Origin of the sequence: Enterobacter pseudoroggenkampii (genome assembly GCF_026420145.1) — a bacterium.
GTDB classification, from domain to species: Bacteria; Pseudomonadota; Gammaproteobacteria; order Enterobacterales; family Enterobacteriaceae; genus Enterobacter; species Enterobacter pseudoroggenkampii.
Window position 1 is genome coordinate 582,683 of record NZ_JAPMLV010000001.1, and the last position, 21,099, is coordinate 603,781.

The 21,099-nt window shown below is 55.9% G+C and carries 24 protein-coding genes; 15 read left to right on the top strand and 9 right to left on the bottom strand.

Going from position 1 to position 21,099, the window contains the following annotated elements:
* Positions 1–10: 10 nt before the first annotated feature.
* Positions 11–280, bottom strand: coding sequence for a GrxA family glutaredoxin (locus OTG14_RS02820; protein WP_006809455.1), 270 nt, complete (start codon positions 278–280; stop codon positions 11–13).
* Positions 281–464: 184 nt separating this feature from the next.
* Here OTG14_RS02820 and nfsA point away from each other — a divergent pair, with 184 nt between their 5' ends.
* The 11 genes from nfsA (at position 465) to OTG14_RS02875 (ending at position 11,144) form a co-directional block, all read left to right on the top strand.
* Positions 465–1,187 (top strand): nitroreductase NfsA, encoded by a 723-nt coding sequence (gene nfsA, locus OTG14_RS02825; protein WP_157188826.1) that lies wholly within the window; start codon positions 465–467, stop codon positions 1,185–1,187.
* Positions 1,188–1,256: 69 nt separating this feature from the next.
* Positions 1,257–2,159: a 30S ribosomal protein S6--L-glutamate ligase gene (gene rimK, locus OTG14_RS02830; RefSeq protein WP_024907857.1), complete on the top strand. Its 903-nt coding sequence runs from the start codon at positions 1,257–1,259 to the stop codon at positions 2,157–2,159.
* Positions 2,160–2,222: 63 nt separating this feature from the next.
* Positions 2,223–2,699, top strand: a complete 477-nt coding sequence (locus OTG14_RS02835; RefSeq protein ID WP_003858385.1) for a YbjN domain-containing protein — start codon at positions 2,223–2,225, stop codon at positions 2,697–2,699.
* A 351-nt stretch (positions 2,700–3,050) separates the two neighbouring features.
* Positions 3,051–4,163 carry a spermidine/putrescine ABC transporter substrate-binding protein PotF gene (potF, locus tag OTG14_RS02840; protein WP_024907856.1) on the top strand — a complete coding sequence of 371 codons (1,113 nt, stop codon included), beginning with the start codon at positions 3,051–3,053 and terminating at the stop codon, positions 4,161–4,163.
* Positions 4,164–4,265: 102 nt separating this feature from the next.
* Entirely contained in the window at positions 4,266–5,399 is a 1,134-nt protein-coding gene (potG, locus tag OTG14_RS02845; protein WP_148768830.1) for a putrescine ABC transporter ATP-binding subunit PotG, read from the top strand.
* Between the two features lie 9 nt (positions 5,400–5,408).
* A complete protein-coding gene (gene potH / locus OTG14_RS02850) occupies positions 5,409–6,362 on the top strand; it encodes a putrescine ABC transporter permease PotH (protein ID WP_061715675.1) in 954 nt (317 codons plus the stop codon).
* Positions 6,359–7,204 carry a putrescine ABC transporter permease PotI gene (gene potI, locus OTG14_RS02855; protein WP_008503447.1) on the top strand — a complete coding sequence of 282 codons (846 nt, stop codon included), beginning with the start codon at positions 6,359–6,361 and terminating at the stop codon, positions 7,202–7,204. The genes potH and potI overlap by 4 nt, the downstream gene beginning before the upstream one ends.
* A gap of 65 nt (positions 7,205–7,269) precedes the next feature.
* Positions 7,270–7,743, top strand: coding sequence for a YbjO family protein (locus OTG14_RS02860; protein WP_024907853.1), 474 nt, complete (start codon positions 7,270–7,272; stop codon positions 7,741–7,743).
* A gap of 40 nt (positions 7,744–7,783) precedes the next feature.
* The gene (gene rlmC / locus OTG14_RS02865) at positions 7,784–8,911 is read left to right on the top strand and encodes a 23S rRNA (uracil(747)-C(5))-methyltransferase RlmC (RefSeq protein ID WP_267214552.1); all 1,128 of its coding nucleotides are present in this window, start codon (positions 7,784–7,786) and stop codon (positions 8,909–8,911) included.
* Between the two features lie 72 nt (positions 8,912–8,983).
* The gene (locus OTG14_RS02870; protein ID WP_024907851.1) at positions 8,984–9,691 is read left to right on the top strand and encodes a response regulator transcription factor; all 708 of its coding nucleotides are present in this window, start codon (positions 8,984–8,986) and stop codon (positions 9,689–9,691) included.
* The gene (locus tag OTG14_RS02875; protein WP_267214553.1) at positions 9,675–11,144 is read left to right on the top strand and encodes a sensor histidine kinase; all 1,470 of its coding nucleotides are present in this window, start codon (positions 9,675–9,677) and stop codon (positions 11,142–11,144) included. Before OTG14_RS02870 ends, OTG14_RS02875 begins: the two co-directional genes overlap by 17 nt.
* Positions 11,145–11,223: 79 nt before the next feature.
* On the opposite strand, the gene artJ is transcribed toward OTG14_RS02875, so the two are convergent.
* The 6 genes from artJ to OTG14_RS02905 form a co-directional block, all read right to left on the bottom strand.
* Positions 11,224–11,955 (bottom strand): arginine ABC transporter substrate-binding protein ArtJ, encoded by a 732-nt coding sequence (artJ, locus tag OTG14_RS02880; RefSeq protein WP_021240923.1) that lies wholly within the window; start codon positions 11,953–11,955, stop codon positions 11,224–11,226.
* A gap of 173 nt (positions 11,956–12,128) precedes the next feature.
* Positions 12,129–12,797 carry an arginine ABC transporter permease ArtM gene (gene artM, locus OTG14_RS02885; RefSeq protein ID WP_024907847.1) on the bottom strand — a complete coding sequence of 223 codons (669 nt, stop codon included), beginning with the start codon at positions 12,795–12,797 and terminating at the stop codon, positions 12,129–12,131.
* The gene (artQ, locus tag OTG14_RS02890; RefSeq protein WP_024907846.1) at positions 12,797–13,513 is read right to left on the bottom strand and encodes an arginine ABC transporter permease ArtQ; all 717 of its coding nucleotides are present in this window, start codon (positions 13,511–13,513) and stop codon (positions 12,797–12,799) included. The genes artM and artQ overlap by 1 nt, the downstream gene beginning before the upstream one ends.
* 6 nt (positions 13,514–13,519) lie before the next feature.
* Positions 13,520–14,251, bottom strand: coding sequence for an arginine ABC transporter substrate-binding protein ArtI (gene artI, locus OTG14_RS02895; protein WP_048990934.1), 732 nt, complete (start codon positions 14,249–14,251; stop codon positions 13,520–13,522).
* 19 nt (positions 14,252–14,270) lie between these two features.
* The gene (gene artP / locus OTG14_RS02900) at positions 14,271–14,999 is read right to left on the bottom strand and encodes an arginine ABC transporter ATP-binding protein ArtP (RefSeq protein WP_023310942.1); all 729 of its coding nucleotides are present in this window, start codon (positions 14,997–14,999) and stop codon (positions 14,271–14,273) included.
* Between the two features lie 226 nt (positions 15,000–15,225).
* Positions 15,226–15,744, bottom strand: coding sequence for a lipoprotein (locus OTG14_RS02905; RefSeq protein WP_023335076.1), 519 nt, complete (start codon positions 15,742–15,744; stop codon positions 15,226–15,228).
* Positions 15,745–15,841: 97 nt separating this feature from the next.
* Between OTG14_RS02905 and OTG14_RS02910 the strand changes: the two genes are divergently transcribed.
* The 3 genes from OTG14_RS02910 (at position 15,842) to OTG14_RS02920 (ending at position 17,884) form a co-directional block, all read left to right on the top strand.
* On the top strand, positions 15,842–16,165 hold the full coding sequence (locus tag OTG14_RS02910; RefSeq protein ID WP_023310944.1) for a heavy metal-binding domain-containing protein: 324 nt from the start codon (positions 15,842–15,844) through the stop codon (positions 16,163–16,165).
* On the top strand, positions 16,162–16,992 hold the full coding sequence (locus OTG14_RS02915) for an N-acetylmuramoyl-L-alanine amidase (RefSeq protein ID WP_267214554.1): 831 nt from the start codon (positions 16,162–16,164) through the stop codon (positions 16,990–16,992). The genes OTG14_RS02910 and OTG14_RS02915 overlap by 4 nt, the downstream gene beginning before the upstream one ends.
* Positions 16,993–17,260: 268 nt before the next feature.
* Positions 17,261–17,884, top strand: a complete 624-nt coding sequence (locus OTG14_RS02920) for a helix-turn-helix domain-containing protein (protein ID WP_267214555.1) — start codon at positions 17,261–17,263, stop codon at positions 17,882–17,884.
* Here OTG14_RS02920 and OTG14_RS02925 read toward each other — a convergent pair whose 3' ends face one another.
* Entirely contained in the window at positions 17,885–18,514 is a 630-nt protein-coding gene (locus OTG14_RS02925; RefSeq protein ID WP_267214556.1) for a hypothetical protein, read from the bottom strand.
* Positions 18,514–20,064 carry an ExeA family protein gene (locus OTG14_RS02930; protein WP_267214557.1) on the bottom strand — a complete coding sequence of 517 codons (1,551 nt, stop codon included), beginning with the start codon at positions 20,062–20,064 and terminating at the stop codon, positions 18,514–18,516. The genes OTG14_RS02925 and OTG14_RS02930 overlap by 1 nt, the downstream gene beginning before the upstream one ends.
* Before the next feature lie 300 nt (positions 20,065–20,364).
* Here OTG14_RS02930 and gspC point away from each other — a divergent pair, with 300 nt between their 5' ends.
* Positions 20,365–21,096, top strand: a complete 732-nt coding sequence (gene gspC / locus OTG14_RS02935) for a type II secretion system protein GspC (protein WP_267214558.1) — start codon at positions 20,365–20,367, stop codon at positions 21,094–21,096.
* The last annotated feature ends 3 nt before the right edge of the window (positions 21,097–21,099 follow it).

Below are 21,099 nucleotides of genomic sequence, written 5' to 3' on the forward strand. Positions count from 1 at the left end.
TTTCATTTCATTACTGGGCAGCAAACAGACCCAGATGCTCTTTGGCGTAAGCTTCAAAGTCAGTGCAGCCGCCGATGTGTTTCTGATCGAGGAAGATCTGCGGTACGGTTTCAACCGGCTTGCCGACGGTTTTTTCGAGATCCGCTTTCGTGATGCCTTCCGCGTGGATATCCACGTAGCGGAAGTTGAAGTCATCGCGCTCTTCGGTCAGTTTCTCAGCCAGCTCTTTCGCGCGCACACAGTAAGGGCACCCTGGACGACCAAAAATTACTGCAAACATTTCTCTCTCCTCAAAAAACAAGCCTGACGGCGAATAGGACATATAGTGCCCGATAACCTGCCGCCATTAAAGAAGGTTTCGCCTGTCGCTTTGATACAGTCAGGCTATGTTTCGCCAATTACATCGCGCAGATCATTGCCTATACTGGCTGCAATACGTATTAAGCACGACAAAGAGAGACAAGATGACACCCACGATTGACCTGCTCCGTTCCCACCGTTCCATTCGCCACTTCACCGATGAGCCGATTACCGAGGCGCAGCGTAACGCGATCATCGACAGCGCCAGGGCGACCTCGAGCTCGAGCTTCCTGCAGTGCACCTCCATTATCCGCATCACCGACCCGGTCATGCGCGAGCAGCTGGTGACGCTGACCGGCGGGCAGAAGCATGTGGCGCAGGCAGCGGAGTTCTGGGTGTTCTGCGCCGACTTTAACCGTCATCTGCAGATCTGCCCTGAGGCCGAGCTGGGGCTGGCCGAACAGCTGCTGCTGGGCGTGGTGGATACCGCGCTGATGGCGCAAAACGCCTTCACGGCGGCGGAGTCGCTGGGGTTAGGCGGTGTCTACATCGGCGGCCTGCGTAATAACATCGAAAGCGTGACCGAGCTGCTGAAGCTGCCAAAACACGTGCTGCCGCTGTTTGGCCTGTGCCTCGGCTGGCCGGCGGATAACCCGGATCTGAAGCCGCGCATTCCTGCGGCGATGCTGGTGCACGAAAACCACTACCAGCCGGTCGATCAGGATGTCCTGAATCAATACGATGAAGAGCTGGCGAACTACTACATGACGCGCGGCAGCAATAACCGTCGTGATACCTGGACCGACCATATTCGTCGCACCATCATTAAAGAAAATCGCCCGTTTATTCTTGATTATCTGCACAAACAGGGCTGGGCGACGCGATAGTCCATTTATCCTGTGCCTGCCTGCGTATATGATACGCAGGCTTTTTCCATGTCTTCAGAGAGGTGCAGGGTGAAAATTGCCATATTGTCCCGGGATGGAACGCTCTATTCATGTAAACGCCTGCGTGAGGCGGCGGCGAAACGCGGGCATCAGGTTGAGATCCTCGACCCGATGTCCTGCTACATGAACATCGACCCGGCCGCCTCGTCGATTCACTACAAAGGCCGCAAGCTGCCGCATTTCGATGCGGTCATCCCCCGCATCGGCTCCCAGATTACCTACTACGGCACCGCCGCGCTGCGCCAGTTCGAGATGCTGGGCAGCTATCCTCTCAACGAATCCGTTGCTATTTCCCGCGCCCGCGACAAGCTGCGCTCGCTGCAGCTCCTTGCTCGTCAGGGGATCGATCTCCCCGTCACGGGGATTGCCCATTCACCGGACGACACCAGCGATCTGATCGACATGGTGGGCGGCGCCCCTTTGGTGATCAAGCTGGTGGAAGGCACCCAGGGCATTGGCGTGGTGCTGGCGGAGACGCGTCAGGCAGCGGAGAGCGTGATTGACGCCTTCCGCGGGCTGAATGCCCACATTCTGGTGCAGGAGTATATTGAAGAGGCCAAAGGGCGCGACATCCGCTGCTTCGTCGTGGGAAACGAGGTGGTAGCGGCCATTGAGCGCCAGGCCAAAGAGGGCGACTTCCGCTCTAATCTTCACCGGGGCGGCATTGCAAGAATCGCTGATATCAGCGACCGCGAGCGGGAAATTGCGGTGAAAGCCGCGCAAACCCTGGGGCTGGACGTGGCGGGTGTAGATCTTCTGCGCGCGACGCGCGGGCCGCTGGTCATGGAGGTGAACGCCTCGCCCGGGCTGGAAGGCGTGGAAAAAACCACAGGTGTCGATATTGCGGGTAAAATGATCTCATGGATCGAGCGTCATGCCACGCCGGGCTACTGTCTGAAAACGGGTGGTTAAATGGATTACCGCGCGCTTTTTGAGTACCCTATGCGAAGTTTTTATTAAAGAGGCTGCATCGCGATGGATTTACAGGTCGTACCTACACTGGATACGTTACGTCAATGGCTTGATGATGCCGGAATTACGTTCTTCGAATGCGATTCCTGCCAGGCGCTGCATCTGCCTCATATGCAGAATTTCGACGGCATTTTCGATGCCAAAATCGATCTCATTAACGACGTGATCCTTTTCTCCGCGCTGGCCGAAGTGAAGCCGTCCGCGCTGCTGGCGCTGGCCTCCGACCTGTCGGCCATCAATGCCAGTTCTTTGACGGTGAAGGCATTTCTCGACATACAGGATGATAATCTGCCAAAACTGGTCGTTTGCCAGTCTTTATTCTCCGGGGCAGGGCTGTCGTTCAAGCAGTTCGCCTGGTTTATGCGCTTGAGCGAAGAGCAAATTTCGATGGTTATGATGGAAGCCAATGCACACCATCTGCTGTATAGCGCGGAAGATGATGCAGAGAATAATGATGCATCTCCCAATTTTCTTCACTAAGCCTGTCTGACTTTTGCGCAGTCGCTGCCATGGCGGCTGCAGAAGGCCATTTTTTCTGCTGCTTTTAACCTTTCTTTAAAGAATTATTCACCTCCCTGAAGGCCGTTTCGGCTTATCACGTAGACATAACCTGCATAAAAAATTGATAAAAGGCGTTTTTTCGTCTGGGCTATAGCCGGGGACACGGGCTACAGTTATTCTTGCGATGCTTAAAAAAGCGAGCGGAAACTGCCGGGTAAAGAGGTTTCTTTTTATTTTGGGCAGAGCGACAAACTATGCATGATTATTGCATATCTTCAGATTGCACAGTTTTAGTTCGTTTGTTAACGAGCTTTCAGAAGGAATAACACTATGATCGCCTTGAATAAAAAATGGTTATCGGGTCTGGTTGCGGGTGCTCTGATGGCCGTCTCTGCCGGCACGCTCGCTGCGGAACAAAAAACGCTGCACGTTTATAACTGGTCTGACTATATTGCGCCGGACACGGTGGCAAATTTTGAAAAAGAGACCGGCATTAAAGTGGTCTATGACGTGTTCGATTCCAACGAAGTGCTGGAAGGAAAACTGATGGCGGGCAGCACCGGGTTTGACCTCGTGGTGCCTTCCGCAAGCTTCCTGGAGCGTCAGCTAACGGCAGGCGTCTTCCAGCCGCTGGACAAGAGCAAGTTACCGAACTGGAAAAACCTCGATCCGGAAGTGCTGAAGCTGGTGGCTAAGCATGACCCGGACAACAAATACGCCATGCCTTACCTGTGGGCGACTACCGGTATCGGCTACAACGTTGATAAAGTCAAAGCGGTGCTGGGCCCGGACGTGAAGCTGGACAGCTGGGACGTGGTGCTGAAGCCGGAAAACCTTGAGAAGCTGAAAAGCTGCGGCGTCTCCTTCCTCGATGCGCCGGAAGAGATTTTCGCCACCGTGCTGAACTACCTGGGCAAAGACCCGAACAGCAGTAAAGCCGATGATTACACCGGTCCGGCGACCGATCTGCTGCTGAAGCTGCGTCCAAACATTCGTTACTTCCACTCGTCCCAGTACATTAACGACCTGGCAAACGGCGACATCTGCGTCGCGATCGGCTGGGCAGGGGACGTATGGCAGGCGGCTAACCGCGCGAAAGAGGCGAAAAACGGCGTGAACGTCTCTTACTTCATTCCGAAGGAGGGGGCGCTGGCCTTCTTTGACGTCTTCGCGATGCCGACTGACGCTAAAAATAAAGACGAAGCGTATCAGTTCCTCAACTACCTGATGCGTCCTGACGTGATCGCCCACATCAGCGACCACGTTTACTACGCGAACGGTAACAAGGCCTCCGTGCCGCTGGTGAGCGAAGAAATCCGCAATAACCCGGCTATCTATCCGCCAGCGGATGTGTTCGCCAAGCTCTTCACCCTGAAAGTACAGGATCCAAAAATTGACCGCGTGCGTACCCGCGCGTGGACCAAGGTGAAAAGCGGTAAATAAGTTACCGTGAGTCACAGTCCGGGCAAGCGAAGCGTGTCCGGCAACAGGCGCACCGTTCTGGTGCGCCTGCACCATGATTTGATCTCTACCGGAGAACACCCCGTGAATGACGCGATCCCCCGCCCGCAGGCGAAAGTCCGTAAAGCGCTGACCCCGCTTCTTGAAATACGTAACCTCACCAAATCTTTCGATGGCCAGCATGCCGTGGACGACGTCAGCCTGACGATCTTTAAAGGCGAAATTTTTGCCCTTCTGGGGGCCTCTGGCTGCGGTAAATCGACCCTGCTGCGTATGCTGGCCGGTTTTGAACAGCCCACTGCCGGGCAGATCATGCTTGATGGCGTGGATCTCTCCAGCGTGCCGCCGTATCAGCGCCCGATCAACATGATGTTCCAGTCTTACGCGCTGTTCCCGCACATGACGGTGGAGCAGAACATCGCCTTTGGCCTGAAGCAGGACAAACTGCCGAAAGCGGAAATTACCGCGCGCGTGGCCGAGATGCTGAGCCTGGTGCACATGCAGGAGTTCGCGAAGCGTAAGCCGCACCAGCTCTCCGGCGGCCAGCGCCAGCGCGTGGCCCTGGCCCGCAGTCTGGCAAAACGCCCGAAACTCTTGCTGCTTGATGAACCGATGGGCGCGCTGGATAAAAAACTGCGCGACCGTATGCAGCTCGAAGTGGTCGATATCCTCGAGCGCGTGGGGGTGACCTGCGTGATGGTGACCCACGACCAGGAAGAAGCCATGACCATGGCCGGACGTATCGCGATCATGAACCGCGGCAAGTTCGTGCAGATTGGCGAGCCGGAAGAGATTTATGAGCATCCGACCACCCGCTACAGTGCGGAGTTCATTGGCTCGGTTAACGTCTTCGAAGGGCTGCTGAAAGATCGTCAGGAGGATGGCCTGGTTATCGAATCGCCGGGGCTGCAGCATCCGCTTAAGGTCGATCCTGATAACTCGGTGGTGGATAACGTGCCGGTCTACGTCGCGCTGCGTCCGGAGAAAATCATGCTCTGTGAGGATCCGCCTGCCGATGGCTATAACTTTGCCGTGGGTGAAGTGGTGCACATTGCCTATCTGGGCGATCTGTCCATCTACCACGTGCGCCTGAAAAGCGGGCAGATGCTCAGCGCGCAGCTGCAGAACGAACATCGCTATCGCAAGGGGCAGCCGACCTGGGGCGACGAAGTGCGCCTGTGCTGGGACGCTGACAGTTGCGTCGTGCTGACGGTATAAGGAGCGATCATGAGCACACTTGAACCTCCAGCCCGCGTAGAAAAGCCGGGTGCCATTGCCGGTTTACTGACGCGCATGCAGATGAAACACGGCCGCAAGCTGGTGATCGCCATGCCGTACGTGTGGCTGATCCTGCTGTTCCTGCTGCCGTTCCTGATTGTTTTCAAGATAAGCCTGGCGGAAATGGCGCGGGCGATCCCGCCCTATACTAACCTGCTGGACTGGGCCGACGGGCAGCTGACGCTGACGCTTAATCTCGGCAACTTCCTGCAGCTCACCGACGACCCGCTCTATTTCGAAGCCTATCTGCAGTCACTGCAGGTGGCGGCGATCTCGACGCTCTGCTGTCTGGTGATGGGCTACCCGCTGGCGTGGGCGGTGGCGCACAGCAAGCCGTCGACGCGTAACATCCTGCTGCTGCTGGTGATCCTGCCATCGTGGACCTCGTTCCTGATCCGCGTTTACGCCTGGATGGGGATCCTGAAAAACAACGGCGTGCTGAATAACTTTCTCATGTGGCTGGGAGTTATCGATCAGCCGCTGACGATCCTGCACACCAACCTCGCGGTCTATATCGGCATCGTGTACGCCTATCTGCCGTTTATGGTGCTGCCGATTTACACGGCGCTGACGCGTATTGATTATTCGCTGGTGGAAGCGTCGCTCGATCTCGGCGCGCGCCCGTTAAAAACCTTCTTCAGCGTCATTGTCCCGCTGACCAAAGGCGGCATCATCGCCGGGTCGATGCTGGTCTTTATCCCGGCGGTCGGGGAGTTTGTGATCCCGGAACTGCTCGGCGGCCCGGACAGCATCATGATTGGCCGCGTGCTGTGGCAGGAGTTCTTCAATAACCGCGACTGGCCGGTGGCCTCTGCGGTGGCGATTGTGATGCTCCTGCTGCTGATCGTGCCGATCATGTGGTTCCACAAGCATCAGCAGAAACAGATGGGAGATCACGGATGAACAACTTACCGGTAGTGCGCTCCCCGTGGCGGATAGCGATCCTCGTTATCGGCTTTACCTTCCTGTATGCGCCGATGCTGATGCTGGTGATCTACTCGTTTAACAGCTCCAAGCTGGTGACGGTCTGGGCAGGCTGGTCGACGCGCTGGTACAGCGAGCTGTTCCACGATGATGCGATGATGAGCGCGGTGGGGTTGAGCCTGACCATTGCGGCGCTGGCGGCGACAATGGCCTCCGTGCTGGGCACGATCGCCGCGCTGGTGATGGTGCGCTTCGGGCGTTTTCGCGGCTCGAACGGCTTCGCCTTTATGATCACCGCGCCGCTGGTCATGCCGGACGTGATCACCGGTCTCGCGCTGCTGCTGCTGTTCGTGGCCCTGGCGCACGCCATCGGCTGGCCGGCGGATCGCGGTATGCTCACCATCTGGCTGGCGCACGTCACCTTCTGTACCGCCTATGTCGCGGTGGTGATCGCCTCGCGCCTGCGCGAGCTGGATCGCTCCATTGAAGAGGCGGCGATGGATCTTGGCGCGACGCCGCTGAAGGTCTTTTTCATCATCACCCTGCCGATGATTATGCCGGCGGTGATCTCCGGCTGGCTGCTGGCGTTTACGCTGTCGCTGGACGATCTGGTTATCGCCAGCTTTGTCTCCGGCCCGGGGGCGACGACGCTGCCGATGCTGGTCTTCTCCAGCGTGCGTATGGGGGTCAACCCGGAGATCAATGCCCTGGCCTCTATCATCCTCGGCGTGGTCGGAATTGTCGGATTTATCGCCTGGTATTTGATGGCGCGCGCGGAAAAACAGCGCGTGCGCGATATCCAGCGTGCAAGACGCGGCTGAAGGATTTAAAATTTCCAGTGATGTGCCGCGCATGACGCGGCACTGTTTTTCAGGGAAGTAAAACATTGGGATTATTAAAAAAATCACGTATTACGCACGCGCGTCCTAACGTACCTGCACTGGTTCAGGTGGCGGCGCTCGCCATTATTATGATCCGCTGCCTGGACGTGCTGATGATTCTGAATACCCTGGGCGTGCGCGGCATCGGTGAATTCATTCACCGCAGCGTGCAGACGTGGAATCTGACGCTGGTCTTTTTGAGCAGCCTGGTGCTGGTGTTTATCGAGATCTACTGTGCGTTTTCGCTGGTCAAAGGGCGCAACTGGGCGCGCTGGGTCTATCTGCTGACGCAGATTACCGCGGCGAGCTATCTGTGGGCCGCCTCGCTGGGATACGGCTACCCGGAGCTGTTCAGCATCGCCGGTGAATCCAAACGCGAGATCCTGCGCGCGCTGTTTATGCAAAAACTGCCGGACATGCTGGTGCTCTTTCTACTCTTCGTCCCGGCCTCCAGTCGGCGGTTCTTCCGTCTGCAATAATGTGTATAATCGCAGCCCTCGTGATTCTTAAGGTTTTCATATGCAGTGCGCACTCTATGACGCCGGACGCTGCCGCTCCTGTCAGTGGATAGAACAGCCGGTCTCTCAACAACTCACCGCCAAAATGGCCAACCTGCAACAGCTGCTGGCAGCGCACGCGGTGGGCGAATGGTGCGCACCCGTCAGCGGCCCGGAGCAGGGTTTCCGTAATAAAGCCAAAATGGTGGTCAGCGGCAGCGTGGAAAAACCGCTGCTGGGGATGCTGCACCGCGACGGCACGCCGGAAGACTTAACCGACTGCCCGCTGTATCCCGCCTCCTTTGCGCCGGTCTTTGCGGCGCTTAAGCCGTTTATCGCGCGGGCGGGGTTAACGCCCTACAGCGTGGCCCGCAAGCGCGGCGAGCTGAAGTACCTTCTGTTGACCGAAAGCCAGATCGACGGCGGCATGATGCTGCGCTTTGTGCTGCGCTCTGAAACCAAGCTGGCGCAGCTTCGCGCGGCGCTGCCGTGGCTGCAGGCGCAGCTTCCGCAGCTGAAGGTCATTACGGCGAACATTCAGCCGGTGCATATGGCGATCATGGAAGGGGAAAAAGAGATTTTCTTCACCGACCAGCACGCGCTGGCGGAGAGCTTCAACGGCGTTCCGCTGTGGATCCGCCCGCAAAGCTTCTTCCAGACCAACCCGACCGTGGCAAGCGGCCTGTACGCTACCGCCCGCGACTGGGTTCGAGCGTTGAACGTTCACCACATGTGGGATCTGTTCTGCGGCGTGGGCGGGTTTGGCCTGCATTGCGCCACGCCGGAGATGCAGCTCACCGGGATTGAGATCTCTGCCGAAGCGATTGCCTGCGCGAAACAGTCCGCCGCCGAACTGGGGTTAACGAACCTGCGCTTCCAGGCGCTGGACTCCACGCAGTTCGCGACCGGCCAGGGCAACGTGCCGGAGCTGGTGCTGGTCAACCCGCCGCGCCGCGGCATCGGCAATGCGCTGTGCGACTACCTGAGCCAGATGGCGCCAGAGTACATCATCTATTCCAGCTGCAACGCGCAGACCATGGCGAAAGACATCGCTCAACTGCCGGGCTATCGCATTGAACGCGTTCAGCTTTTTGATATGTTCCCGCATACCGCGCACTATGAAGTGCTGACGTTGCTCGTAAAATCTTAAACAAAATGTGAACTCTTCATCCCGGCGAAATCAGGTAAGCTTACGTCATAAGAAATGAATGAAGGCTTACTCATGAAGCAGATCCTGCTGGTGGAAGACGACCACGATATCGCGGCGCTTCTGCAACTCAATTTAGAAGACGAAGGCTACGCCATCACCCACGAGCCTGACGGGGGCAACGCCCTGCAGCGTCTTGAAAAACAGCCGTGGGATGCGGTGATCCTCGACCTGATGCTTCCCAACGTTGACGGTCTGGAGATTTGCCGCCGCATCCGTCAGATGACGCGCTACCTGCCGGTGATCATCATCAGCGCCCGCAGCAGCGAAACCGACCGCATCACCGGGCTGGAAACCGGCGCCGACGACTATCTGGCTAAGCCGTTCTCCGTGCAGGAGCTGATTGCGCGTATCAAAGCACTGTTTCGTCGCCAGCAGGCGATGGGGCAGGCGCAAACCGACGGACACATTCAGGCGCACGGGCTGACCATCGATCCGCTGGCGCGCAGCGTGCTGCTTCACGGCCAGGTGGTGGACCTCACCCCGCGCGAGTTCGAGCTGCTGTACTTTTTTGCCCGTCATCCCGGCGAGGTGTTTTCCCGTCTGGCGCTGCTGGAGCAGGTCTGGGGCTATCAGCACGAAGGCTATGAGCACACCGTTAACACCCATATCAACCGCCTGCGCATCAAGATTGAGAAGGACGCCGCCGAGCCGGAGATTATTCGCACCGTCTGGGGCAAGGGCTATAAATTTGCGGAGCCAAATCATGATGCGCCGCTTTAGCCTGAGCCAGCGCCTGACGCTGCTCTTCATCCTGCTGATGATGCTCTGCGCCACCGTCGCCTGCGCGGTACAGCTCTACAGCAGCATGCAGTACGGTAACGCGATGGTGCAGCGTTTGTCGGGTGGGCTGGCGCAGCAGATCGTCCAGCGCGAACCGATTCTGGACGCGCAGGGCGGGATCGATCGCAGCGCGCTGAAACCGCTGTTTGGCCGGCTGATGACCTTTAATCCGAGCGTTGAGCTGTACGTTATCTCTCCTGACGGCGATATCCTCGCCGATGCCGCACCGCCGGGCCATATTAAGCGGCAAAAAATCGACCTGGCGCCGGTGCAGAGCTTCCTGAGCGGCACCGCCATGCCGGTACTGGGCGACGATCCGCGCAGTCAAAATCAAAAAGTCTTTAGCGCCACGCCGCTGCGGCAGGACGGCGAGCTAAAAGGCTATCTGTACATTATCTTGCAGGGCGAGGAGTCAAACGCTCTGGCGGAAATGGCCTGGCACAAGGCGCTGTGGAGTACCGTCCTGTGGTCACTGCTGTGGGTCGCGCTGTTTGGGCTGCTGGCAGGGCTGCTGGTCTGGTACTGGGTTACGCGTCCGGTCAAACAGCTGACGGTGGAAGTGGCCGGGCTGGAGCAGGACAGCATAAGCGCAATCAGGCTGCTGGCGGCACAGACGCCGGACGCGGCGGCAAAAGATGAAGTGGCAATCCTGCGCAACAGCTTTATCGAGCTGGCGCGCAAAATCACCCGCCAGTGGGATCAGCTGGCCGACAGCGATCGCCAGCGCCGGGAGTTTATCGCCAATATTTCGCACGATCTCCGCACGCCGCTCACCTCGCTGCTGGGGTATCTGGAAACCCTGTCGCTCAAATCCACCACGCTGACGCCGCAGGAGCACCAGCAGTATCTCGCCACCGCGCTGCGTCAGGGGCAAAAAGTCCGTCATCTTTCGCAGCAGCTGTTTGAGCTGGCGCGCCTTGAACACGGCGGTATTAAACCCCAGCGCGAGCGGTTCGCGATGGCAGAGCTGATTTCCGACGTGGCGCAGAAGTTTGAGCTCACCGCCCGCACGCGAGAGGTCAATCTGCATATTGACGTGCCGGGGCCGCTGCCGCTGGTAAACGCTGATGTGTCGATGATTGAACGCGTGGTGACCAACCTGCTCGATAACGCGATGCGCCATACGCCAGCTGGCGGGGAAATTCGTCTGGCGGTCTGGCAGGAGAATGAACGGCTGCAGGTCGAAGTGGCCGACAGCGGAACGGGCGTGGATGCCTCGCTGCGCGACGATCTGTTCCAGCGGCCGTCGGCGCTCAATACCCAGGCGTCGAGAGAGAATCGCGGCGGGTTAGGGCTGTTAATCGTGAAACGGATGCTGGAGCTGCACGGGGGGGGGATCAGGCTGATGGAGTCGGTAAGCGGGGCGCGGTTCAGGTTCTTTGTGCCGCTTTGAGAAATTGCCGGGTGGCGGCTTCGCCTTACCCGGCCTACAGACTACCACCCCCGTAGGCCAGGTCACCCGGCAAAAAAGGTTACTGCGGGAACCACTGCTCGCTGATTTTCTGGTACGTACCGTCCGCTTTAATCGCTTTCAGCGCGCCGTTCAGTTTTTCCAGCAGGGCTTTGTTATCCGGACGTACCGCGATGCCGAGGCCCGTACCGAAGTACTGTGGATCGGTCACTTTTTCCGTTGCGGTGCCCAGCTGCGGATTGGTTTTCAGCCACTCGTTCACCACGGCGGTATCGCCGAAGACGCCGTCGATACGGCCATTTTTCAGGTCGATAATCGCGTTCTGGTAGCTGTCATAGGCCACGGTTTTCACTTCCGGATGTTTGTCCTGCAGGTATTTCTGATGCGTGGTGCCGTTTTCCATCCCGATGCGTTTGCCTTTCAGCTGATCGAAAGAGGTATAAGCGCCTTTCTTCGCAATCACCACCGCCGAGTTGGCGTAGTACGGGTCGGTGAACGCGACCTGCTTGCTGCGCTCAGGCGTGATGTCCATCCCGGAGATCACCGCATCGTATTTTTTGAACTTCAGCGACGGGATCAGGCTGTCGAAAGCATGGTTGGTAAAGGTGCAGTCGGCCTGCATTTGTTTGCACAGCGCTTTCGCCAGGTCGATATCGAAACCAACGATCTGGTTGCTGGCATCCAGCGATTCAAACGGCGGATAGGTGGCGGAGACGCCGAAATTGATTTTATCCGCAGCGGATGCGCCAGCGGCGAAGGTGGCGAGTAATGCGGCCAGAACTAACTTTTTCATTGTAATGCTCCCGTCTGTCTTATTGATGCGCCGTGTCTGCGGCCTGGATGTACAATGCCAGTTAATGAATTTATATGCAATAAAAATGATTAAGTATTATTTTCATCGCAAAAAAAAGCGGATAACCCATCAGGTTACCCGCTTTATGAATACCGTTTTATGCATTCGCGTGGTTAATTTCTGCGCTCAAACGCCAGCGCTTTACGCTCGATCAGGCGCATCATCAGCGTCAGCAGACCGTTCACCACCAGGTAGACCACACCCGCCGCGCCGAACACCATCACGTCATAGGTGCGTCCATACAGCAGCTGTCCGTGACCCATCACTTCCATCAGGGTGATGGTGTAGGCCAGCGAGGTACTTTTGAACACCAGCACCACTTCGTTGGAATAGGAGGAGAGGGCGCGCTTAAAGGCGTACGGCAGCAGGATCGCCAGCGTGTCTTTCTTGCTCATGCCCAGCGCCCCGCAGGACTGCCACTGGCCTTCCGGGATGGCGCGGATCGCCCCGTAGAACAGCTGGGTGGTATAGGCCGCGCTGTTCAGCGAAAGGGCAATCAGGGCACACAGCCACGGCTCAGAGAGCAGATGCCAGATAACCGGATAGTCCTGCAGCGACGGGAACTGGCCCGGGCCGTAGTAAATCAGGAAGATCTGCACCAGCAGCGGCGTACCGGTAAACAGGGTGATGTAACCGCGCACAATCCACACCAGCACCGGCGTTTTCAGCGTCAGGATGATGGTGAAGATAAGGGCCAGGATCAGCGCCACGATAATGGACGCCACGGTCAGCGTCAGGCTGGTGTGCAGCCCTTTCATCAACTCGGGAAAGTATTCAAGCATCAGCCTGGTCTCCGTTCAAAGCGCGTCGCACGCAGGTCAATACGCTTGAGGATGTACTGACTGAGCAACGTGATCACCAGGTAGATCGCCGCAGCCACAATGTACCAGGTAAACGGCTCCTGGGTACGGGTGGCGATGCTTTTGGTTTGCAGCATCAAATCGTTAACGCTGATCAGGCTCACCAGCGCGGTATCTTTCAGCAGCACCAGCCACTGGTTGCCGAGCCCCGGCAGGGCATGACGCCACATCTGCGGCATCACCAGACGGAAAAAGATGGCGGATTTCGACAACCCTAGCGCCTGACCCGACTCCCATTGCCCCTGCGGCACGGCTTTCAGCGCACCGCGCAGGGTTTGCGACGCGTACGCGGAGTAGAGCAGGGAGAGAGCAATCACGCCGCACAGGAACGGGCTGACGTCGAAGTTATCAATCTGCATCTGCACCGGGATCTGCGCAAAGCCGAGATTGAGGGTGAAGCCGTCAGACAGCGTGAGCAGCAGCTGCGAAGAGCCGAAATAGATAAACAGGACCACCAGAATTTCCGGTAGCCCACGCAGCACGGTGACCAGCGCGGAGCCTGTCCAGGCGACGGGGAACCATTTCGCGGATTCCCACACCGCAAAGAACATCGCCAGCACGAGGCCGATAATCAGTGCGCAAACGGCAAGGCCGACGGTCATCCCGGCGGCACTTGCTAAAGGAAAAATTTCATTCATCAGGAATTACTTCTGGAACCATTTTTTGTAGATGGTTTCGTAGGTGCCGTCTTTCTTCACTTTTTCCAGCGCAGCGTTGAATTTCTGCTGCAGCTCAGTGTTGCCCTGACGAACGGCAATCCCCAGACCGGTACCGAAGTAATCCTTATCGGTCACTTTGTCGCCCACTGGCGCCAGCTTGTCGTTGGCTTTCAGCCACTCGGTCACGACCGCGGTATCACCGAAAACGCCGTCGATACGGCCATTTTGCAGATCCAGCTTCGCGTTCTGGTAGCTGTCATACGGAACGGTGGTGATTTCCGGATGCTTATCCGTAATGAATTTCTGGTGCGTGGTGCCGTTCTGCACGCCGACTTTTTTGCCTTTCAGCTGATCGACAGAGGTGAATTTACCTTTCTGACCAATGAACAGGGCGGAGTTGTCGTAGTAAGGGGTGGTGAACAGCACCTGCTTTTCACGCTCCGGGGTGATATCCATACCGGCCATCACGGCGTCGATACGGCGGAACTTCAGGCTTGGGATCAGGCTGTCAAACGCCTGGTTGCTGAAGGTACAGGTCGCATCAATCTCTTTACACAGGGCGTTAGCCAGGTCCACGTCGAAGCCCACAATTTTGTTGTTCGCGTCGATGGACTCAAACGGAGGGTAAGAGGCTTCCGTGGCAAAACGAATGGTCTGGGCTGCGGTAGCGGAAAGGGTAACGCCAGCAAGCAGCACGGCAAGTAATACTTTTTTCATTATATTTCCCCTGACACAATCAATGAGATAAATAGTTTTTGAAGGCATCGGTTTGCGGGTTCGCGAAGCAGCTCGCATCACCTTGCTCAACGATATAGCCGTTTTCCATGTAGACCACACGGCTGGCGGTTTTACGCGCCACTTCCACTTCGTGGGTGACGATGACCTGCGTAATGTTGGTTTCCGCCAGCTCGCGAATAATGCTCACGATCTGGGCGGTGATTTCCGGATCCAGCGCCGCGGTGGGTTCATCAAACAGCAGCACCGCGGGTTCCATCATCAGCGCACGGGCAATGGCCACACGCTGCTGCTGACCACCAGAAAGATGCAGCGGATAGCGGTCGCTGTAGGGCTTAAGACGCAGGCGGTCCAGCAGCTTTTCGGCACGCGCAATGGCCTGATCCTTGCTTAACCCCAGCACGCGGCACGGGGCTTCAATCAGGTTTTGCAGGACGGTCAGGTGCGGCCAGAGATTGTATTGCTGGAAGACCATGCCGACGTTTTGACGCAGCTCACGAATCGCTTTATCAGACGGCGTCTTCGCGAAATCAAAATGGTTACCGGCAATCGCCAGCGTACCTGAACGGGGCATTTCAAGCAGATTAAGGACACGCAGAAGGGAGCTTTTACCTGCACCGCTTGGGCCAAGCAAAACCAGCGTTTCGCCTTCCGGGCAGTTCAGCGTGATGTCAAACAGCGCCTGGTGTGCGCCGTAGAAGCAGTTAATGCCGTTTAGTTTAATACTCATCGGGGCAGTCTTTACTCATCCAGGCAATCTATAGCAATTGAGGCCGCAGATAGTACCGTTGACAGAATAGTTATGCAATATTTCTGCGTTAAAAGTTAAATATAACCCGTGTTTCCTCTTAAACATAGCACAAAATAGCGAACGGCAAGGTCGGCGAGTATAAATGTCGGCATTCCGCATGAAATGCCGCACATTTTACGGGGGTTACCAGGGAATATCGGCGGATTTAGCGATTCTCAATCGACTGGCGAAGCGTGCCTGCCGGGGCATGAACGCTGCCGCCCACGTAGCGTACGTCGTCCACTGCCCAGCATTGACCTTCACGGATCATCAGCACTTCATCCTGCCAGGTTTGGGTTCCCTGCGTCAGCTTCACGCGCAGCGGAATATTACGGGCGTCCGTATTCGGGATGGTTGACGCGCTCGCCACTTCGGCGCTGTCCGGTAGCGTGGTGCGGCTGGAGAACGGATCGGATTTCAGCAGGGCGTTATGCTGTGGATCGCGGGTGGCGTCGTTAAGCAGTTTTGCCAGGCCATCGCTCAGATACGGGCGTAGCCCGGTGAGGTCGTTGCTGCGGTGCTGAATGCGATAATCATAGAACTGCTGCGCCACGGTGTCCGGGCCGCCCTCTATGCAGGGGCCGCTGCGGGTACCGATATCCTTAAAGGCTGGCGTGACCGTGGTGGTACAGGCGCTGAGCACCAGCGCGCAGGGCACTAAAAGTGTTAAAGCAGAATAGCGCATGTTGATTTCCTTATTTATTAACTATCCTTTCAATCATAGCGTAACGAACCGATAATGCTGTGCCTAAGGCATTGAACGCTAAAGAAGGAGAGAAACCATGCAGTTTTCAACAACGCCAACCCTGGAAGGGCAGACAATAACCGAGTACTGCGGCGTGGTCACCGGCGAAGCGATTCTCGGCGCCAATATCTTCCGTGACTTTTTTGCCGGTATCCGCGATATCGTGGGTGGCCGTTCGGGTGCATACGAAAAAGAGCTGCGCAAAGCGCGCGAAATCGCCTTTAAAGAGCTTGGCGAGCAGGCGGAAGCCCTCGGCGCGGATGCGGTCGTCGGGATTGATATCGACTACGAAACGGTCGGGAAAGATGCCAGCATGCTGATGGTGAGCGTAAGCGGTACGGCGGTGAAAACCCTTCGATGAGGCGTTCGTTTGCCACAATCCTGCTGGCGCTGCTGCTGGCAGGATGTACCGCGGAAAAGGGAATCATCGATAAAGGTGCCTACGAGCTGGATACGCGTCATCAGGCTCAGGCGGCTTACCCTCGCATCAAGGTGCTGGTTATCCACTACACCGCGGATGATTTTGACAGCTCGCTGGCCACGCTGACGGATAAGAACGTCAGCTCTCACTATTTGATCCCGGCTAAACCCCCGGCACCGGACGGTAAGCCGCGCATCTGGCAGCTGGTGCCCGAGAGCGAACTGGCCTGGCATGCGGGCATTAGCTTCTGGCGCGGCACAAACCGCATCAATGATACGTCTGTCGGCATTGAGCTTGAGAACCGCGGCTGGCAAAAAACGTCGGGCGTTAAGCGCTTTACCCCGTTTGAGCCTGCGCAAATTGCGGCGCTGGTGCCGCTCGCCAAAGATATTATTACCCGCTACAACATCAAACCTGAAAACGTGGTGGCCCATTCGGACATCGCGCCGCAGCGCAAAGACGATCCCGGCCCGCTGTTCCCGTGGCGACAGCTTGCTCACCAGGGCATTGGCGCCTGGCCCGATCCGGCGCGCGTTGCGTTCTATATTAACGGGCGTCCGCGCTATCAGCAGGTGGCGACCGGGGCATTACTCGATCTCCTCGCGCGGTATGGCTATGAGGTGCCGGTTGACAGCACCCCTGCGCAGCAAAAGCGCATCATCACGGCGTTCCAGATGCATTTCCGGCCTGACCTGTGGAACGGTATTGCGGACGTCGAAACGATGGCCATTGCCGAAGCGCTTCTGGAGAAGTACGGGCAGGGGTAATCCTTCGGACTACCCCGAATGCCTTAACGCATTCTGATTTTCTTCAGATTAATCTTAAGTACAAACTCAATTCATTTTTAGTTAATTGACTTAAAATTATCCGGATTTAAGATAGACACATAGCTTGCTAATTAATATAGCAAATAAATATATCGCATTTATTCTTTATTTCTCTCATTGAGAATTTCACAGGAACATATTCAGGGCTTAAGGCTTTTTTGCCCTATGCCTGCATTTTTAAATTTCACATCTTAAATCGGGTATAACAATGTTAAGCATCTATGCAAAAAAATTACGTCCGCAATATGAAATGGAAGCCATTATTTCTGCTACATCAGGTTTTGAAGAGAAGATCTTAAAGAAATGGCAGAAACTCTCCACGTCCGATTCACAATATATTCATATTATCGTCAGCGGTGAAGTTGAATTCCGACGCGAATCCGACGAACTGTGTATGTTCACGGTAACGGGCCAGTGCATTTTTGGCCTCTCGTCGATGTACTATAACGCAACCCATATGTACGGCCTCATTCGCGCTAACGCTGTGGTGCGCTCAATCAAAAAAGAGGTCTTCGCGCAGCTGATGACCGATAACAATTTATGGCCTGAACTCACCAAAGTGCTGGCCTGGTACATCTGCATGCTGAGCAAACGTGACGATGTGCTGGTTGCCCGCAGCGCTTATTCTGTAGTGCGCGAGTTTTTATACGAGATTAATGAGCTGATTGTTCATCATCAGCGTGATATTAATATTTATGATTACATTCAGGAGTATACCAATCTGGCGCGCAGTACCATTATTAAAATCCTCTCCGATCTCAAAAAAGGTCAATATATTGTGGTGGAAAAAGGTCGACTCCTTAATCTGACCACATTGCCTGAAAAATACTAACTATTCCAGCCGATCTCCTTTTTCACTCAAAGGAGATCGGGATCCCACGTTATGTTGCACTCTCGTCTGCGAATTATCCTGCGTTTCATCCACCGGTGGCGCGGGAATTTTGCCTTGCGAATAATCTTGCTCCTGTTCTTTTAACGCCTGCTTAAACAACTCGGTTAAAGAAGCATCCTCACTGCCTGTACTGGCGGGCGCGACATCATGCGCTTCGGTGCCGGGTAACGTATCCCGCGACGTATCGTGCGGTTCCGCGCCGTCGGGCGCTTGCTGCCAGTCGGCATCGTCGCTGTTAATCGGCAGATCCTGCATGGCAGGGATGTCTGCCTGCACCGGTGCGGGTTTCGGATGTGGATGCGGGAACGGCTTGCTCACATATACGTAGTGCATATCAGAAAGCTGCGTTTCAGGTTTCGCGACGCTCGCTTTTGTTACCGGTTCCGGCGCAGGATGACGCAGATTCCAGTAAGTATGCGCGTACACGCCCGCCGTCAACATGACGCACAGACCCAATATCCATAAAAAGGCGTTGCCGACGATTTTTCTCAGGCTGGGGAGGCGATACGAAAACCAGACCGCCTCCCCGGTAGCGTAGCTGCGCTGGGCCGCAAGACAGAGGGTAGACATCAGGCTTTCTTCTCCTGCATTTTCGGGGAGGTCTGGATCAGCACGCTCGGCGTGGAATGGGTTTCACGCATTAACTGCATCAATGTATCTTCCCCTGGAATGCCATCCACATGCAGATGCATTTTTTGCTGGAACTCGCGGGTGCGTTTCATCATCTCCGCCGTCCAGGTCCGGGAATGGGTTTCCGGCTGGTTAAGGGCTACGCTCAGCTGCTGGTCAAGCCAACCCATGTCCTTCGCATCGCTGGCGGCGCTGATGATGTCTTTACCTTCCGGCGTCAGGCGGTGCAATTGGGTAAAGTTGCCGGTGGCATGCTGGTTAAACCAGCTGCGGCTTACCTGCCAGGTACGGTTGTTCATCAGCAGGTCGAGTGAGTTATCCCCGACGCGGGCGACCACGGCATAATTGAGGTGGTTGCCGGTTTTCAGTTCACTTACCCACGGATACCCTTCCTGCGCCAGCGCGTCCGGTGAGGCGTTACCCTGCCTGCACATCAGGTTCACCTTCGCGGCGTTTTGACACAGGGCATCGTCCGCTGAGGCGTCATATCCCCACATCAGATAGAGCTGATGCATGGCATCCGGCTGATTGACCATTTCATTGTCGATAACCGGCACCACCGGGGCCTGAACATGTGGCGTCCGCTGTTTCCAGCTAGCAGGCACCGGGAGCTGAACCGGAAGTTTTGCACCGATCGAGGAGGTCAAATACCAGCCGCAGGCGGCAAACAGCACGGATGCGAACAAACCGACGGTAGCCAGGCGCTTACCGTGTTTTTTCGCAGGCAGCGTCTCGCCGGAGGCCAGACGTAAATGACGCGGGCTGACCTGATCCGCACGCTCGGTCCAGGCGGCGAGCATCGACAGGTGGGCCAGCTCGTTCAGCTTGCTGATATTCCCTCTGGTCAGCGCATGCATCTTGCGCACGCGCGCCGGGGTTAACGGTGAGCTCTCGCATCCGTGCTCTTCACACTGCGCCTCAACGTAGCGGAGAGATTCCCGGCAGGTAAGAGGACGCAGGCTGTGACGGGTATGCGCATATTCACGCAGCTCGGGCTGCTGCATCAGGACGGCTTCCCGATCCGCTGCGCCCATCAGCACGATGGAGAGGCAAAACCCCAGCTCCTGGGCGCGCGTCAGTAGCATAGCCAGCACCTCCTGACAGGTGTCCTTCATGGCTTCGGTGTGGCTAATCACCAGCACTTTCGTCCTGGTTTTTTCCCCTTGCCACTGGTGCAGGATGGTATCCACCGCCTGAAGCCGGTTTTTGCTCTCTTTCGTTCCCGGGTTGAGTTTATACAGCAGACTACTGGCACTCAGTTTTGGAAACGCGTTAATGGCAAAAACGTCAGGATTAGCGGATTTCAGGGCGTCGCTGAACTGGCCCAGCAGCGGGGCATCGTCAGCAAAGAGCCCAATAATCCCCGCCTGTTGGGTTTTCTCTTTCAGCAGGTTGAATACGTCCTGATGATAAGGCACCAGAAAATCCCCGGATAACCCGGTTATTTTCCGAAAGGGCGGGTTTTTAAAATTAAAGTGGCTCTGATACATAACGACTTACCGTCTCTGATTAGGAATAGCAACAGGACGAGAAAGTAAAGCAACGCTATAGGGTGGTCAATTTGCGCACAGGGTAAAAATATCCTGCCGGTGAGGAATAACATCTGGATTTTATGCGGTCAATATTTTTCTGCATGAAAGTTAGCGGCAAAGTGAGTGGTCGTTTTTACAGCGGGAAATTACGCTTTGCTCACATATTGGCGCAGCGCGACGCTGCTTATTTTCGCTTTGCTAAAGGCCAGATGAAAAATGAGGTTCTCATTTCTGTCACGGTGGATAACGCCTTGCATTATGTTTGTGCTGTTAATTTTTTGCGGCCAGCAAGGGTATCTGATGTTTAAAGATTATAAAAAAGTTACGAATAAGTTGGCTAACGCTGATGCGCAGCCGCTGAAAACGCGTCGTGATAAAAAGACATTCACCCTTTTCACGGCGGCCGTGCGTCAGGACAACCTGCCAGCCGCCGCGAAAGCCCCGCTGGCAGCGGAGATCGAAGGTATTGTGCGCAGCGATGACGCCTGGCTTTCTTTCGCCGTGATCAAAACGCCGGGTGGTCAGAAGAGCTACCGTGAAGGCGAGCCGCTGACCGGTTTTAACGATGCCTATATTCAGGAAATTAACAAAGACAATGTGGTGTTTAATTACGAAGGTGCTACGCAGGTACTGGCATTAAATAAACCTGATTATTTTAAGGGCGGCGTTGACAGCGGCCCGGTAAGCAAATCGACGAAAGATGCAGGCGCGGAAAGTGTGCATCTGAATGATTATCTGGTGTTAAAGCCGTTAATCGAAAAAGGCCAGCTGGAAGGCTACAACATTAATCCAAGGAATGCCTCTTCCTTCTACAGCCATTCAGGGCTCGAAAAAGGTGATGTGGCGGTAAAAGTGAATTCTGTCGATATGACCGATGAAGCAAAGGCAAAAAGTATTATTGCCAACTGGTCGAAAATGAAAGAGGCGGAGGTCGTCGTCAGACGTCACGCTCACCTTGAAAATATTCGGGTTAATGTTCTAAACAATTAACAA

Excerpts from the sequence above, each read along its gene's own strand:
- artP (WP_023310942.1), bottom strand. The coding sequence starts at position 14,999 with ATGAGTATTAAACTAAACGGCATTAACTGCTTCTACGGCGCACACCAG.
- artJ (WP_021240923.1), bottom strand. The coding sequence starts at position 11,955 with ATGAAAAAGTTAGTTCTGGCCGCATTACTCGCCACCTTCGCCGCTGGC.
- OTG14_RS02820 (WP_006809455.1), bottom strand. The coding sequence starts at position 280 with ATGTTTGCAGTAATTTTTGGTCGTCCAGGGTGCCCTTACTGTGTGCGC.
- gspC (WP_267214558.1), top strand. The coding sequence starts at position 20,365 with ATGTTTGTGCTGTTAATTTTTTGCGGCCAGCAAGGGTATCTGATGTTT.
- OTG14_RS02925 (WP_267214556.1), bottom strand. The coding sequence starts at position 18,514 with ATGTCTACCCTCTGTCTTGCGGCCCAGCGCAGCTACGCTACCGGGGAG.
- OTG14_RS02910 (WP_023310944.1), top strand. The coding sequence starts at position 15,842 with ATGCAGTTTTCAACAACGCCAACCCTGGAAGGGCAGACAATAACCGAG.
- OTG14_RS02920 (WP_267214555.1), top strand. The coding sequence starts at position 17,261 with ATGTTAAGCATCTATGCAAAAAAATTACGTCCGCAATATGAAATGGAA.
- rlmC (WP_267214552.1), top strand. The coding sequence starts at position 7,784 with ATGCAGTGCGCACTCTATGACGCCGGACGCTGCCGCTCCTGTCAGTGG.
- potI (WP_008503447.1), top strand. The coding sequence starts at position 6,359 with ATGAACAACTTACCGGTAGTGCGCTCCCCGTGGCGGATAGCGATCCTC.
- OTG14_RS02905 (WP_023335076.1), bottom strand. The coding sequence starts at position 15,744 with ATGCGCTATTCTGCTTTAACACTTTTAGTGCCCTGCGCGCTGGTGCTC.
- nfsA (WP_157188826.1), top strand. The coding sequence starts at position 465 with ATGACACCCACGATTGACCTGCTCCGTTCCCACCGTTCCATTCGCCAC.
- OTG14_RS02870 (WP_024907851.1), top strand. The coding sequence starts at position 8,984 with ATGAAGCAGATCCTGCTGGTGGAAGACGACCACGATATCGCGGCGCTT.
- potH (WP_061715675.1), top strand. The coding sequence starts at position 5,409 with ATGAGCACACTTGAACCTCCAGCCCGCGTAGAAAAGCCGGGTGCCATT.
- OTG14_RS02930 (WP_267214557.1), bottom strand. The coding sequence starts at position 20,064 with ATGTATCAGAGCCACTTTAATTTTAAAAACCCGCCCTTTCGGAAAATA.
- artQ (WP_024907846.1), bottom strand. The coding sequence starts at position 13,513 with ATGAATGAAATTTTTCCTTTAGCAAGTGCCGCCGGGATGACCGTCGGC.
- OTG14_RS02835 (WP_003858385.1), top strand. The coding sequence starts at position 2,223 with ATGGATTTACAGGTCGTACCTACACTGGATACGTTACGTCAATGGCTT.
- OTG14_RS02875 (WP_267214553.1), top strand. The coding sequence starts at position 9,675 with ATGATGCGCCGCTTTAGCCTGAGCCAGCGCCTGACGCTGCTCTTCATC.
- potF (WP_024907856.1), top strand. The coding sequence starts at position 3,051 with ATGATCGCCTTGAATAAAAAATGGTTATCGGGTCTGGTTGCGGGTGCT.
- artM (WP_024907847.1), bottom strand. The coding sequence starts at position 12,797 with ATGCTTGAATACTTTCCCGAGTTGATGAAAGGGCTGCACACCAGCCTG.
- artI (WP_048990934.1), bottom strand. The coding sequence starts at position 14,251 with ATGAAAAAAGTATTACTTGCCGTGCTGCTTGCTGGCGTTACCCTTTCC.
- OTG14_RS02915 (WP_267214554.1), top strand. The coding sequence starts at position 16,162 with ATGAGGCGTTCGTTTGCCACAATCCTGCTGGCGCTGCTGCTGGCAGGA.